General features: G+C 72.7%; 15 protein-coding genes. 8 read left to right on the forward strand and 7 right to left on the reverse strand.

The features are described from left to right. Positions 1 to 72: 72 nt before the first annotated feature. The 6 genes from QUE51_RS12860 to QUE51_RS12880 all read left to right on the forward strand — a co-directional run bounded on the left by QUE51_RS12860 (position 73) and on the right by QUE51_RS12880 (position 5,211). Positions 73 to 540 (forward strand): helix-turn-helix transcriptional regulator, encoded by a 468-nt coding sequence (locus QUE51_RS12860; RefSeq protein ID WP_286279380.1) that lies wholly within the window; start codon positions 73 to 75, stop codon positions 538 to 540. A gap of 202 nt (positions 541 to 742) precedes the next feature. Further along, positions 743 to 1,102 carry an IniB N-terminal domain-containing protein gene (locus QUE51_RS12865; RefSeq protein ID WP_434017272.1) on the forward strand — a complete coding sequence of 120 codons (360 nt, stop codon included), beginning with the start codon at positions 743 to 745 and terminating at the stop codon, positions 1,100 to 1,102. Next, the gene (locus tag QUE51_RS12870) at positions 1,099 to 1,719 is read left to right on the forward strand and encodes a hypothetical protein (RefSeq protein ID WP_286276764.1); all 621 of its coding nucleotides are present in this window, start codon (positions 1,099 to 1,101) and stop codon (positions 1,717 to 1,719) included. The genes QUE51_RS12865 and QUE51_RS12870 overlap by 4 nt, the downstream gene beginning before the upstream one ends. 140 nt (positions 1,720 to 1,859) lie before the next feature. Next, positions 1,860 to 3,005, forward strand: coding sequence for a dynamin family protein (locus QUE51_RS18210; protein ID WP_350226658.1), 1,146 nt, complete (start codon positions 1,860 to 1,862; stop codon positions 3,003 to 3,005). After that, positions 3,005 to 3,685: a hypothetical protein gene (locus QUE51_RS18215; RefSeq protein ID WP_350226659.1), complete on the forward strand. Its 681-nt coding sequence runs from the start codon at positions 3,005 to 3,007 to the stop codon at positions 3,683 to 3,685. Before QUE51_RS18210 ends, QUE51_RS18215 begins: the two co-directional genes overlap by 1 nt. Next, positions 3,682 to 5,211, forward strand: coding sequence for a dynamin family protein (locus tag QUE51_RS12880; RefSeq protein WP_286276766.1), 1,530 nt, complete (start codon positions 3,682 to 3,684; stop codon positions 5,209 to 5,211). Before QUE51_RS18215 ends, QUE51_RS12880 begins: the two co-directional genes overlap by 4 nt. Here the strand turns inward: QUE51_RS12880 and QUE51_RS12885 are convergent. From QUE51_RS12885 to QUE51_RS12900, 4 genes are all read right to left on the reverse strand, one after another. Continuing rightward, positions 5,158 to 5,667 carry a hypothetical protein gene (locus tag QUE51_RS12885; RefSeq protein ID WP_286276767.1) on the reverse strand — a complete coding sequence of 170 codons (510 nt, stop codon included), beginning with the start codon at positions 5,665 to 5,667 and terminating at the stop codon, positions 5,158 to 5,160. The two genes, QUE51_RS12880 and QUE51_RS12885, sit on opposite strands and share 54 nt — an antisense overlap. A 188-nt stretch (positions 5,668 to 5,855) precedes the next feature. After that, positions 5,856 to 6,539 carry a response regulator gene (locus tag QUE51_RS12890; RefSeq protein ID WP_286276768.1) on the reverse strand — a complete coding sequence of 228 codons (684 nt, stop codon included), beginning with the start codon at positions 6,537 to 6,539 and terminating at the stop codon, positions 5,856 to 5,858. Next, entirely contained in the window at positions 6,500 to 8,206 is a 1,707-nt protein-coding gene (locus QUE51_RS12895; RefSeq protein WP_286276769.1) for a sensor histidine kinase, read from the reverse strand. The genes QUE51_RS12890 and QUE51_RS12895 overlap by 40 nt, the downstream gene beginning before the upstream one ends. Positions 8,207 to 8,535: 329 nt before the next feature. After that, positions 8,536 to 8,949 (reverse strand): VOC family protein, encoded by a 414-nt coding sequence (locus tag QUE51_RS12900; protein WP_286276770.1) that lies wholly within the window; start codon positions 8,947 to 8,949, stop codon positions 8,536 to 8,538. Positions 8,950 to 9,039: 90 nt separating this feature from the next. On the opposite strand from QUE51_RS12900, the gene QUE51_RS12905 reads away from it, so the two are divergent. Then, positions 9,040 to 10,002, forward strand: a complete 963-nt coding sequence (locus QUE51_RS12905) for a helix-turn-helix transcriptional regulator (RefSeq protein ID WP_286276771.1) — start codon at positions 9,040 to 9,042, stop codon at positions 10,000 to 10,002. Positions 10,003 to 10,646: 644 nt separating this feature from the next. Here QUE51_RS12905 and QUE51_RS12910 read toward each other — a convergent pair. The 3 genes from QUE51_RS12910 to QUE51_RS12920 all read right to left on the reverse strand — a co-directional run bounded on the left by QUE51_RS12910 (position 10,647) and on the right by QUE51_RS12920 (position 12,707). Then, on the reverse strand, positions 10,647 to 10,790 hold the full coding sequence (locus QUE51_RS12910; RefSeq protein ID WP_286276773.1) for a hypothetical protein: 144 nt from the start codon (positions 10,788 to 10,790) through the stop codon (positions 10,647 to 10,649). A 458-nt stretch (positions 10,791 to 11,248) separates the two neighbouring features. Continuing rightward, the gene (locus QUE51_RS12915; RefSeq protein WP_286276775.1) at positions 11,249 to 12,109 is read right to left on the reverse strand and encodes an SDR family NAD(P)-dependent oxidoreductase; all 861 of its coding nucleotides are present in this window, start codon (positions 12,107 to 12,109) and stop codon (positions 11,249 to 11,251) included. A 91-nt stretch (positions 12,110 to 12,200) separates the two neighbouring features. Beyond that, positions 12,201 to 12,707: a DUF2231 domain-containing protein gene (locus QUE51_RS12920; protein WP_286276776.1), complete on the reverse strand. Its 507-nt coding sequence runs from the start codon at positions 12,705 to 12,707 to the stop codon at positions 12,201 to 12,203. A gap of 182 nt (positions 12,708 to 12,889) precedes the next feature. Here QUE51_RS12920 and QUE51_RS12925 point away from each other — a divergent pair, with 182 nt between their 5' ends. Next, positions 12,890 to 13,858 (forward strand): nitrilase-related carbon-nitrogen hydrolase, encoded by a 969-nt coding sequence (locus tag QUE51_RS12925; RefSeq protein WP_286276777.1) that lies wholly within the window; start codon positions 12,890 to 12,892, stop codon positions 13,856 to 13,858. The last annotated feature ends 14 nt before the right edge of the window (positions 13,859 to 13,872 follow it).

Raw genomic sequence — 13,872 nt, forward strand, 5'->3', positions numbered from 1 at the left:
ACACGCCTCCGCGCTGCTGCGGGCGGCGGAGCACAACCGGCCCGCCGCGGTCCTCGCCGCGGCCGGACGTGCATGGGTCTCCGTGCTCGCCGGCGATTTCGAGGCCGCCGCCGTCGAGAAGGCCGCTCGTGGACTCGCCACCGTCGGCCTGACCTGGGACGGCTCCCGGCTCGCGAGCCACGCCGCCGCGCACGCCGAGGAGCGGCGGGACATGACGCGACTGCTCGCCTGCGCGCGCGACCTGCACGCCTCACAGTCCGCCGGGGCGCCCCTGCCGGTCGCGCCGATCCGGCAACGGGTCCGGTCCGGGTCCGGGAGGAGGGCGCGCGACAGGACACGGGGCTCAGCGCCCGCGAGCGGGAGGTGGCCCGCCTCGTGCTCGACGGCAAGAACTACCGCGAGATCGGGGAGGCGATCTTCATCTCTCCCCGCACCGTGGAGCACCACGTCGCCCGGATCCGCCAGCGCCTCGACGCGACCACGCGGTCGGACCTCCTCGCGCAGCTCCGGCTGGCGCTCGACACGGACGATCCGGAGTAGGAGGGGGTCGGAAGCCCCCTTCCCCCTAACCCGCGGCGCCCGATACCCCGCACCGCGGGCTCCCGCCCAGGGGGCCGAACGCCGATGCTCCCGGCCGCAGCCGCCGCCTAGCGTGAGCGTCGTCGATCACCGGATCGGCTTCCCCAGGCCAACGCCCCGCTACCCGCGCCGCTGCCCACCACCCCCGCAAGGAGCACCCCTGATGTCGATCACCGCCCTTCTGCTCGAATTCCTGATGAACCTGCTGCGCGATCCCGCGGCCGCATCCGCCTTCCTCCACGACCCGGAGGGTGCGCTCGACTCGGCCGGCCTCGGCGGGGTGTGCACCGACGACGTGGACGCGGTGATGCCCGTCATCCTCGACATGGCGCCCGTCGCCGCGATCAGCGGCTCCGTCCTCGGCACCGGCGGCAACTCGGTGGACGGTGGGGATGCGCACAACAGCGGACCGGGCGGTGCGGTCGAGGGAACCGGCGGCGACAGCCTTCCCCGGCCGTCCAGGCACTCACCTCCGTCGTCAACAACTTCTCCTACACGAACCTGGACGACCGGGACACGGTGACGAGCAACGCCGTCACGTCCAACGTCTGGGCCCTCGGCGACGTCCACCAGATCTTCGACAACGACGCGATCGTCGCCTCCGGCGACGGCTCGGCTGCCGGTGGCCGCGACGCGAGCGTCGACAACTCCGACGACCACTCGACGAATGTTTACGCCGGCGACGACGTGAACATCGGCAACACCGATACCGACATCGACCTGGACAACGCGTTCAACGACAACTCGGACAACTCGACCGACAACTCGGTGGACGTCGACCTCGACAACTCCCTCAACGGATCGCTCAACGACAACTCGGACAACAGCGACAACTCGGACAACAGCGACAACTCGGACAACTCCGACAACTCGACCGACGTGGACGTCGACGTCTCCGACTCGCTCAACGACAACTCGGACAACTCGGACAACTCCGACAACTCGGACAACTCGGACAACTCGACCGACGTGGACGTGGACGCCGACTTCGACGACTCGTTCAACGACCAGTCCACCGACGTCGCCTTCGACGACCTCGAAGCGGAGTTCACCTCCATCGACGACTCGACCGTCATCGCCCACAACGATGTCGACGTCGAGACCGACGGGCACGACCCGCAGTACGACGACCAGATGTAGCACCCGGCCGCCACCCGAGAAGAAAAGGGGAGAAGGCGACCCGACGCCGAATCCCCCAGGCCGAGCAGGAAGCTCCCGCTTCCTGCTCGGCCTTCGTCTGTGCATGATGGGTGCACGCGAAGGTTGTCGAAGGAGACGCCGTGGCCGACCTGGTGGGACTGATCGAGCAGGGCATCGAGCTCGCCCGCGTCGCAGCCCGCCCCGACCTGCAGCACCGCCTGGAGCAGACGCGCGAGCGGCTGCGTGATCCCGACATCCGCGTGATCGTCGTGGGGGAGTTCAAGCAGGGCAAGAGCCAGCTCATCAACGCGCTGGTCGGCTCGCCCGTGTGTCCGGTCGACGACGACATCGCGACCTCCGTGCCGACCGTGGTCCGCTACGGCGAGCAGCCGTCCGCGGTCGTCGTCGCCCCTCGCCCCGGCACGGGCGGCGCGGAGGGCGAGCCCGTGCTCGAGCGCCGGCCGCTCGCCCTCGACGAGCTGGTCGACGCCGTGTCGGAGAAGGGGAACCCGGGCAACGCCAAGGGCCTGGTCGCCGCCGAGGTGTTCCTGCCGCGCAAGGTGCTCTCCGGCGGCTTGGCGGTCGTCGACTCGCCCGGGGTCGGCGGGCTCGAGTCGGCGCACTCCCTGACCACGCTGACGGCACTGCCCACCGCGGACGCGATGCTCCTCGTGTCCGACGCGTCGCAGGAGTACACGGAGCCGGAGCTGCAGTTCCTTCGCCAGGCGCTCCGGATGTGCCCCAACGTCGCTGCGGTGCTGACGAAGACGGACCTGTACCCGGCTTGGCGCGAGATCCAGTCCATCGACCGCGGCCACCTCGACTCGGTGACCCCCGGGATCCCGATGTTCCCGGTCTCCTCCGAGCTGCGCCTGCAGGCCGGCCGGTTCGGCGACGCGGAGCTCAACACGGAGTCTGGATTCCCCGACCTCGTCGCCTACCTGCGCCGCCGCATCCTGGGCGAGGCGGAGGCGGTTCAGCGCCGCTCCGTGGCGGCCGATCTGCGGTCGGTGACCGAGCACCTGGCCCTCGCCCTGCAGGCCGAGCTGAGCGCACTCGTGAATCCCGACGGCACGCCCCAGGTCGTCGCCGAGCTGGAGGCGGCGCGCGAGCGGACCGACGAGCTGCGGCGGCGGTCCTCCCGATGGCAGGTGACCCTCAACGACGGGGTGAGCGACCTCATCTCGGACATGGAGCACGACCTCCGCGACCGGATGCGCAGCATCCAGCGCGATGCGGACGAGGCGATCGACGGGGAGACCCGGGCCCGGTCTGGGATCAGCTGATGGACTGGCTCGAGCAGCGCGTCACCGCCGCGGTGTCCGACACGTTCGTGTGGACCGACGAGCGAGCGCGATGGCTGTCCGCGCGGGTCGCCGAGCACTTCGATCAGGGCGACGTGCCGCTGCCCACCATCCGCGTCGACAGCATCGATCACGTGCTGGATCCGGTCGAGCCGGTGCCGGCGCTCGATCTCGGCGAGGTCGGCGGGATGCAGCGGGTGGTGATCGGCATGCGGGGGTCGTACGGCGGCATCCTCATGGTCGGTCTCGTCACGGGGCTGCTCGGTCTGAGCCTGATCAACCCGTTCTCGGTCGCCGCGGGCGCCCTTCTCGGCCGGAAGGCCTACCGGGACGATCGGGAGGCGCGGCTGCTCAAGCGCCAGGCGGAGGCCAAGGCGCTCGTGCACAAACAGGTGGACGAGGTCGTCTTCCAGGTGGGCAAGCAGCTGAAGGACCGGCTCCGTCTGGTTCAGCGCGGCATTCGGGACCACTTCACGGACATCGCGGACGAGCACCACCGCTCGCTGGGCGCGTCGGTGCTCGCGGCGCAGAAGGCGGCGAACATGTTCGCGGCCGAGCGCGAGCAGCGCACCAAGGAGATCCGCGCCGAGCTGCGCCGCGTGGAGGCGCTGCGCAAGCAGGCGCCTGCCGAGGACGCGGCGCCGGTTCCGGCGGCGACGTGACCGGGACGGCGCCCGGGCTCCCCGTGGCGGCGGCGCTGGGCCTGATCACGGCGGCGCTCGAGGTGTACGGCGACGACCCTCCCGCCCGCTCGGCGCTGGTCGGCTACCGGACCCGCCTCGAGGAGCCCCTCCGCGTCGCGATCGCCGGCATGGTCAAGGCCGGCAAGTCGACGCTCCTCAACGCCATCATCGGCGAGGAGATCGCGCCGACGGATGCGGGAGAGTGCACGCGCGTCGTCACCTGGTACCGGCACGGCATCACGCCGCGCGTGACGCTCCACCGACGGGACGGATCGTCGCTGCCCCTGCCGGTCACCCGTGGGCAGGGCCGTCTGGTCCTCGACCTCGCCGGGACGCCTGCCGAGGACGTCGACCGGCTCGTCGTGGAGTGGCCCTCCGCGCGGCTCGGATCCCTCACCCTGATTGACACCCCGGGAATCGCCTCGGTCTCGGGCGCCACCTCCGCTCGATCGCTCGACTTCCTCACGCCGGAGGACGCGCCGTCGCAGGCGGACGCCGTCGTGTACCTGCTCCGTCACCTGCACGCGGCGGACCTCACCTTCCTCGAGGCCTTCCGCGACACGGGCGTCGGGCGCTCCGGCACGGTCAACGCGCTCGCCGTCCTGTCCCGGGCGGACGAGATCGGAGCCGGCCGCATCGACGCCCTGATGTCGGCGCGCAACGTCGCCGAGCGCTACCGGCGGGACGGGAGCCTCCGCGCCCTCGCCCTGGGGGTGCAGCCCGTCGCCGGCCTGCTCGCGCAGAGCGCGCGGACCCTGCGCGAGTCGGAGTTCAGTGCCTTCGCCCAGCTCGCCGCGCTCGACCGGGACGCGCGCGAGCGCCTCCTCGTCTCCGCCGACCGGTTCGTCCGCCCGACGGACCAGGTGGAGGTGAGTCCCGAGCTGCGGCGGTCGCTCCTCGCCCGCTTCGGGCTGTTCGGCATCCGGCTGGCCTGCGTCCTCGTCCGCAGCGGGGTGCCGGACTCGAGCGCGCTCTCGGCGGAGCTCACCCGGCACAGCGGCCTCGACCCCCTGCTGCGTTCGCTGGCGGATCAGTTCCAAGCCCGGGCGGACCAGCTGAAGGCCCGTACGGCGCTGATCGGGGTCGAGACGCTCGTGCGGGAGCAGCCGCGAGCGGGCGCCGAAAGGCTGTCGGCGATGCTGGAGCGGATCCAGGCCGGTGCGCACGAGTTCGCGGAGCTGCGGCTGCTCTCCGAGGCGCGGACGGCGGGCATCGGACTGTCCCGAGAGCGCGCCGAGGAGGCGGAGCGGCTGATCGGCGGCGCGGGCTCCGCCCCGGCCGCCCGCGTGGGACTGCCGGAGGACGCACCCGCCGGGGAGATCGAGGCCGCGGCCGTCGCAGCGCTGCGCCGCTGGCGGACGCTGGCCGAGAACCCGCTGACCGCGCGCGCCGTCGCAGAGGTCTGCAGGATCGTCGCCCGCAGCTGCGAGGGGATCATCGCCGGCGTCCGCTCAGGCGGCCCCGAGCCCGTCCTGCTCGCGGCGCCGGGCGCGACGACCCCGTAGGGAGGCCGCCGCGAGCGCCGCCGCCCCCAGCACGAGCTGCGCGCCGAGCAGCCAGCGGAACGCCACCGCCCCCTCGGCGAGGGCGACGAACGCCTCGCCGACGAGAGCGACCGTCCCATGCACGACGAGCACGAGCAGCAGCACCCAGCGGACCCCCGCGCGCCGCTCGGCGGGACCCCGGAGCAGGATCTCGGCCACGGTGAACACCGCGAGGGCCGCGAGTGCTCCCCAGAACGCGACCGTCGCGGCGGTGTCGACGGTCGACGCGTCGTAGCCCGGCTCCGCGTCCGAGACGAACCCGCGGAGGAGCTCGAACTGGCGGCTGCGGCGCAGGAACGCGATTGCGAGCAGCAGGACGCCCGCCACGAAGCTGAGGCCCCAGAGGATCCGGGAGAGCCGCAGGACCCGGTCCGGCTTCGGGGTGGCCGGAACGGGGGCGGGGGTCCGGTCCGACATCGGGGGACGCGGGGGAGGAGGGGGTACGTCGGACAGTCGGCGTGCGGGGAGCGGGACGCCGGTCGCCGGTACGCCGTTCCCCGGTGCGCCGGGAGCCGGCGGACCGGACGCCGCGGGCACGCTGGACGGCCCGCTCGTTCCAGGCAGCTCCGCCATATCGACAACCTATCCGCTCGGGGCCCAGGGGGTCAGGAGTGCTGCTCGCCCGCCTCCTGACGGCGCACGCCGTAGACGGCCGCCTGGGTCCGCCGCTCGAGCCCCAGCTTGTCGAGCAGCCCGGACACGTAGTTCTTCACGGTCTTCTCCGCCAGCTGGAGCTTCTCGCCGATCTGACGATTGGTCATCCCGTCGGCGATGAGCGCCAGGATCTGGCGCTCCCGCAGGGTGAGCTCGACCTCCTCGGAGCCCGCGGCGACGGGCAGCGGCAGCCGGCTCAGCGCGCGCCTGCGGATGTCCTCGCGGATCAGCTGCTCTCCCGCAGCGACTCGCCGAAGCGCCGTCACCAGGCCGGCTCCACGGATGTCCTTCAGCAGCCAGCCCTGCGCGCCGGCGAGGATCGCCGCCTCCTGCGCCGACTCGTCCTCGAAGGCCGTGAGGATCAGGCAGGGGATGGTCGGGTGCTGGGAGCGGATCTCGCGGCACGCGTCGATGCCCGTCCCGTCGGGCAGGCGCACGTCGAGGACGACCACGTCCGGCACCGTGGCGTGCACGCGGGCGACCGCTGAGCGGACCGTCCCCGCCTCGCCGACGACCGTCATGTCGTCCTCACGCTCGATGACGTCGCCGATGCCGCGGCGCACCAGCTCGTGGTCGTCCACGAGGAACACCCGGATCACGATGCGGCCTTGCGTGGTGGTGTCGGCACCCGCCATTCCAGCACCGCGCCCTGCTTCTCCCCGGGGCGCAGCACGCTGGCGCCGCCCCACCCGCGCGCGCGAGCCTGCAGATTCGCCGTCCCGCTTGCGCGCGCGCTGTCTCCCGGACCCTGTCCGTCGTCCGCCACGATCACCCGAACCTCCTTCGCGTCGGCGCTCACACTGACAGCGACGTCCGACGCCCCCGCGTGCCGCGCAGCATTGGACAGTCCCTCCCGCAGGACCGCCTCCAGATCGTCCACGAGCGCGGGCGGCGCCCACTCGTCCACCGAGCCCTCGAACACGATGCGCGGCGGGACAGGGAAGGCGCCCGCCGCCTCGCCCACCACGTCGAGCAGCCGGTGCCGCGCCGTCGCTCCGCTCTCGTCGGTGGACAGGGCGAAGACTGACTTGCGGATCTCCGTGATCGCCTCGTCCAGCATGCCGTTGACGGCGTGGACGCGGCCCGCCAGCGGCGCGGGCATCGCGTCGACGTCGAGGGAGTGCAGGGAGAGTCCCGCGGCGAAGAGGCGCTGGATGACGTTGTCGTGCAGGTCGCGCGCGATCCGGCTGCGATCCTCGAGCAGCGCGATGCGCTCCCGCACCCGGCGGGCGTCCCGCAGCTCGAGCGCGACACTCGCGTGGGCGGCGAAGTCGGCCGCCATGTCGAGGTCCGACTCCTCGAAGCGCCGGGACCGGCTCGGCCGGACGACCACCAGTGCGCCGTACGGTCCGCGTGCCCCCGAGAGCGGGAGCACCATCGCCGGACCCGTGAAGAGGTCCTCGTCGCCGGCCACCTGGATGTGGAGGCCGTCGAGGAGCAGCGGCGTGCCGGACTCGATCACGCGGCCGCTCGCTGTGCCCTCACGCGGGAAGACGCGGCCGGTGTACACCTCGGTCCGATCGCCCCACGCCGCCTCGACGACGAGCGCGTCGGCGGCCGTCTTCCGGATCACGATGACCGTCGCCGCCGAGGTCAGGTGCGCCACCGCATCCGCCACCATCAGGAGCGGCTCGTGGACGTCCTCGTCGAGGAGCGCCGCGCTCACCTCGGCCGAGGCGATCGCCCAGCGCTGGCGCCGCTGCGTCTCGCCGAACAGGCGCGCGTTGTCGATCGCGATGCCCGCGGAGGAGGCGAGCGACAGGAGCAGCTCCTCGTCCTCCGCCAGGAATCCGCCGCCCGCGATCCGGTCGGTCACGTAGAGGTTGCCGAACGCCTCGCCGCGGACGCGGATCGGCACTCCGAGGAAGCTGTCCATCGGCGGGTGGTGCGGTGGGAAGCCCGAGAAGCGGGGATCCCGCGTCAGGTGCTCCAGGCGCACGGGGCGGGCGGCGGTCGCGAGCGCGCCCAGGAGCCCGTGGGCGCCGGGGAGGCTGCCGATGCGCTCCGCCGTCGCCTGATCGACGCCTACCGGTACGAACTCCTCGAGCTCTCCATTGGGTCCGATGACCGCAAGCGCCCCGTACTTGGCACCCACCAGGTCCACCGCCGACTGCGCGATCCGCATCAGCACGAGCGAGAGGTCGAGGTCCTCTGCGATTGCGCGCGACGCGGCCAGCAGGTGCCGAAGCCGGCCCTGTGTGGCCAGGACGTGGCCGGCCTTCTCGACGAGTTCCTCGATGGCCCGCTCGAGTTCCGACCGCGGCAGGTCCGGGAACTGGATCCGATAAGGGTCGACACTCATTGGCTCATTCCTGCAGCCACTGGGAGCGGGACTAACGTCCCGGAATTCCTCGAACGATACCGCTTCGGAGTCGCCGTTGACCACGTTTCTCTTGAGGTCGCTCGGAACACGGCGCGCCCCGACGGCTCTGGGACCTTCGGCCCTCGCTCGCCTCGTCCGGGGCTCGGAAAGTTGGGAGTGGCGAACGAAGGATCGTTCCCACACCCGAACCGAAGAGACCATCCCCTGCGGACGAGGACAGCCGGAGCTTCTGCCACCCCTGAGCTTCGTCCGGCCCATCCGCAGGGGAGGCGGATCGCCCTCTCGGCCGGTGCCGCCCGCCTCTCGGCTCAGGCTCCTGCTGCGGTCTCGGCCGCCTGTGCCGCTCGTGCCGCGCGGATCGCGGTGATGTCCTGCAGCGACCAGCCGTTGCCGTCGGGATCGCTGAAGAACACGAAGCGCCCCCACGGCCACTCGACGACACCCCGGGCCTCGATCCCGGCCGCCTGCAGCTTCGCGAGCGCCTCGTCGGCATCCGGGATCACGACCTGGATGCCCTCCAGGCTCCCCGGCTCCATGCGCGTCATGCCCTTGTCGAGCACGATGGAGCACGCGGATCCGGGCGGCGTCAGCTGGACGAAGCGCAGGTTCTCGTCGACGACCTGATCGAAGTCCGCCACGAACCCCAGCTTGTCCACGTAGAACTCCTTCGCGCGGTCGATGTCCGACACCGGCACCGCCAGCAGCTCGATCTTCCAGTCCATTTCGTGTCTCCTCTCCGGGCCTGTTCCCGTGCATCCAGCCTTCCGAGGATCGAGGACAGGATCGGTCCGCAATAGGAGGAGAATCGGCGCATGAGCGGAACGACGACCACCTCGCGGGTGCTCGCCCTGCTCGACCTCCTCCAGACCCACCGGCACTGGACCGGCGCGGAGTTGACGCGGCGGCTCGGCGTGACGACGCGCACGCTGCGCCGCGATGTCGACCGCCTCCGCGGCCTCGGCTACCGCGTCGACTCGGTCCCGGGGGTGGCCGGCGGCTACCGCCTGATGGCCGGATCGGCGCTGCCGCCGCTCCTGCTGACCGACGACGAGGCGGTCGCGATGGCCGTCGGCCTGCGTGCCGCCGCCGTGCAGGCCCTCGCGGACGGCGGCGTCACCGCGCTGACGGCGCTCGCGAAGCTGGAGCACCTCCTGCCGCCGGCGCTGCGGGGACGCGTGAACGCGCTGGGCGGCTCCGTGCAGCCGGGCGGCACCGGCCCGGCGCCGGTGTCGCCGGACCTGCTCGGGCAGCTGGCGCTCGCCTGCCGGGACACGGAGCGGATCCGCTTCCGCTACGTCGCGGCGGACGGGGTGGAGTCGCGCCGGGTGGTGGAGCCGCACTCCCTCGTCGCCGGGGACCGCGCGTGGTTCCTCGTCGCCTGGGACCGGGACCGCGGGGACTGGCGCACCTTCCGCGTCGACCGGATCAGCGACCTCACGCAGACTCGCGTCCCCTTTTCCCCGCGACCGCTCCCGGCGGCCGACGCGGCGCAGTTCGTGGCGGCCGGCTCGTCCCGCCAGTCCCGGCGAGCGCAGGTGCTGCTCGGCATGCCGCTGGCGGCGATGCGCGAGCACTTCGGCGCCTGGGCGGGCGCAGCGGAGGACGCCGGCGACGGCCGCACCCGCTGGCCGATCGGAGGCCGCAGCAACGAGGAGCTCCTCGCGGCGCTCGTCTGGATCCCCGCCGACGTCGACTACGAGGTGCACGGCGACGAGGAGTTCTCCCGCTTCCTCGCGGCGGCGGGGGAGCGGCTGACGTCCGCCGCCTCCCGCTGAGCTGGGCCGGCCCTGCCCGCTGCCGCCCGCTAGCGCCCGCTGGCGATACGAGAGGGCCGCGGCCGGGTCATACGCCGCTGCCCGCTGATTGAGGAGCCCGCGAAGCGGGCGTCTCGAAATCAGCCCCGGTCCGCAGAGGCTTCGCCCCTCGTTGCAGCCGTGGGCCGGGAGGTCGAGCAGGGATGAGAGCCGGTCACGTGGCTGGTTCTCGCGGGCCCGTGTCGCGTCTGCTCCTCTCGGGGATGCACCGGGCGCGGTGCGGGTACACACCGCGCTCGCCGAGCGCGCCCTGTAACGACGAGCGCGGTGCGTAGACGGGCCGCGCTCGTCGCTACGCCCCGCGCTCGGCGCGAGGGATGCGCGCGCTTGTCCTTGAGCCCCGCGCTCGGCGACAGCGCTCCTCGCGGCCGGCACGACGCAGGGGGATTGCGCCACTCTCGCCTCCCTCTCAAGCCCGAGCAGCACCACCCCTCCGATCCGCTCGCGGAGGCCCATGCCGCTACGGCGGGGCGCATCTCGCCGCGCGCGGTGCGGGTACAGACCGCGCTCGCCGAGCGCGCCCTGTGACGACGAGCGCGGTGCGTAGACGGGCCGCGCTCGTCGCTACGCCCCGCGCTCGGCGCGAAGGATGCGCGCAGTTGTCGCTAGGCCCCGCGCTCGGCGAAGTCACCCATCGCGGCCGGCACGACGCAGCGGAGTGAGCCACTCTCGCCCGCCGTCTCCAGCCCGAGCAGCACCACCCCTCCGATCCGCTCGCGGAGGCCCGTGCCGGCGACGGCCGCGTGCATCCCACCGAGCGCGGTGCGGGTACAGACCGCGCTCGGCGAGCGCGCCCCGTGACGACGAGCGCGGTGCGTAGACGGGCCGCGCTCGTCGCTATGCCCCGCGCTCGGCGCGGGGAAAGCGCCCGCTTGTCGTCAAGCCCCGCGCTCGGCGAAGCGCCTCTATGCGGCCGGCGCGACGCAGCGAGCTCGAGCCGCACTCGCTTCCCGTCTTAAGCCGGACCAGCACCACGCCCGCGAGTCGCTCGCGCAGTGGCGCTCCCTCGGCGGCAGCGGGGCGCATCCCCGCCGCGCGGCCCCTCCCACCGAGCGCGGTGCGACACGACGAGCGCGGTGCGTCTCACACCCCGCGCTCGTCGCTACGCCCCGCGCTCGGCGCTGCACGGCGCGCTCGGCGCCGCAGGGCGCGCTCGGCGCCGCAGGCCGCGCTCGGCCCGACCGCCCCGCCCCCACCTCGCCCGGCGTCACCGCCGCCGACGCAGCGCTGCACCCGCAACCGCGGCGAGCACCGCGAACGGGGCAAGCCGCACCGCAGCCGGCCACCGCCATCCGCCCGTGACGGCGTTCGTCGCCGTGCCCGGCTCGAAGACGTTGCCGGGGTTCGGCTCCACCTCGCCCTTCCGCATGGCGACGAGGTGCATCGCGGGGCGGACCGTGCGGTGGTAGACGGCGGGCAGCAGCTCGTGCAGCGCGATCAGGGACGCCTGCGTGCGCCCCACGACCACCGAGCGGCGAGGGGAGGAGGAGACGCGAACGATGGCGCGCGCGACCCGATCCGGTCCGACGATCGGCGGGATGGGGTGGATGCGCTGGCCGGTGAAGTTGGCGGCGTGCTGGTAGATGGGGGTGTCGATCGTGGCGGGGAGGACCGAGCAGACGGAGATTCCGCTGCCCTTGAGCTCCTGGCCGAGCGACTCGGCGAAGCCCAGGAGGCCGAACTTGCTCGTGACGTAGCCGGAGGCGTAGGGCGAGGTGACGCGCGAGTAGATGGACGCCACGAACACGAGAACGCCGGAGCCCTGGGACCGGAAGACCGGAAGGACGGCCCGGGCGCTCGACACCTGGCCCATGAGGTTCGCCTCGATCTGGTGGCGGAAGACCTCGGCGGGGGTGTCCTCGAACGCCCCGTAGCTGAAGACGGACGCGGCGCCCACCCACACGTCGATGCGGCCGTAGCGCTCGACCGCGGCATCTCGCAGCGCGACGACCTGCTCGTCGACGCTGACATCCGTCGGGACGACGAGCGCCTGCGCGCCCTTCGCCCGGCACTCCTCGGCGACGGTCTCGAGGCTCGCGGTGCTCCGTGCGGCGAGCACGAGCCGCACCCCTGCCGGGCGAATCGGTGGGCGGCGGCCCGGCCGATCCCGCTCGAGGCCCCGACGATCACGACGACGCGACCGGGGGCACGCCGCGCGGCTACTGGTACGCCTTCCGCTGCGTGTCCTCGTCGGCCACGCGGACGCCGTGCCGGTACGCCAGCTCGCCCCCGAGGAAGCCGGAGACGCCGAGCAGGAGGAGTCCGATGAGGCTGAGCACGAAGCCGCCGACGCTCAGCTCGTCGAAGCCGGCCGCCAGCCGCACGAGGAAGCTGCCGCCCATGAGCACGAGGACCGCCAGGTTGATGATCATGTGGATCATCGCCGTGCGGTGCACCTTGGTCCCGCGCGTGAGCGTGCCGTAGTCGAAGAAGCCGAGGATCGCGGCGAGCACGCCGCCGACGAACCCGATGCCGACGAGCCAGGCCGCCCCGCGGGTGAACGCCTCCTGCTGGTCGCCGAAGATGGCGACGAGGTCGAAGATGAGTGCGGCGACCCACGAGCCGATCGGGATCGTGATCGCCATCGCGTGGAACGGGTGGCCGTACGGGCCGGCCAAGATCGTCTTCGGCCGCTTAGCACGCCGGAGTGCTGTCTCCGCTTCCATGGCTCCTCCTCGGGACTGCTGGACGTGCTCACGGTAGGCCCGCACGCCAGGTGGGAAACAGGGGTTGCTGAGACCGCGGATCGTCCGGACGCGCACGGAGGATGCCCGCCGCATCGCGATCTAGGCTGGTTGTGCCATCCGATCAGTGCCGTCGATCAGTGCCGAACGAAGGAGACGCTCCGGTGTCCTCGCCCGCCTCCCTGCGCGTCGCCGTCGTCCAGTTCGAGCCGGTGCCGGACGAGCCGGACCGGAACCTCGACATCGTGCGCACGCATGCCGAGGCCGCGGCCGCGGAGGGGGTCGCGCTCGTTGCCTTCCCCGAGATGTGCCTCCTCGGCTACTGGCACCTGCGCCGCCAGACCGCTGAGCGGCTGCACGAGCTGGCCGAGCCGGCGGACGGTCCCCACGTCTCGGCGGTGGGGCGGCTCGCGAGAGAGCTCGGCATCGGCATCGGCGTGGGATTCCTCGAGGAGGACGCGGAGGGGCGGCTCTACAACTCCTACGCGGTGTGCCTGCCCGACGGCGCCGTGCACGTGCACCGGAAGCTGCACGCCTTCGAGCACGAGGCGATCTCGAGCGGCTCCGGCTTCACGGTCTTCGACACCCCGTGGGGCGTCCGCATGGGCGTCCTCATCTGCTGGGACAACAACCTGGTCGAGAACGTCCGGGCGACGGCCCTGCTCGGCGCGACCGTCCTGCTCGCGCCGCATCAGACGGGCGGGACGAACTCGCGCAGCCCGCACGGCATGAAGCCGATCCCGATGGAGCTGTGGGAGCGCCGGCTCACCGATCCGCTCTCGATCGAGGAGGCGTTCCGCGGCCAGAACGGACGCGAGTGGCTGCTGCGCTGGCTGCCGGCGCGGGCGCACGACAACGGGCTCTTCGTCCTCTTCGCGAACGGCGTCGGCCGCGACGACGACGAGGTGCGCACCGGCAACTCGATGATCCTGGACCCCTACGGGCGCATCGTCGCGGAGACCTGGGCCGCCCGGGACGACCGTGTGGTGGCGGACCTCGACCTCGACCTGCTGCCGCTGTCGACCGGACGCCGGTGGATCCGGGGCCGCCGTCCCGAGCTCTACGAGATCCTCACGCACCCGACCGGCGACGAGCTGGACCCCGAGCGGCACGCTTCTCGGAGGAGCCGGTGACTCTGCCGGGCGAC

It is taken from the genome of Naasia aerilata, from assembly GCF_030296595.1.
Taxonomy (GTDB): Bacteria; Actinomycetota; Actinomycetes; order Actinomycetales; family Microbacteriaceae; genus Naasia; species Naasia aerilata.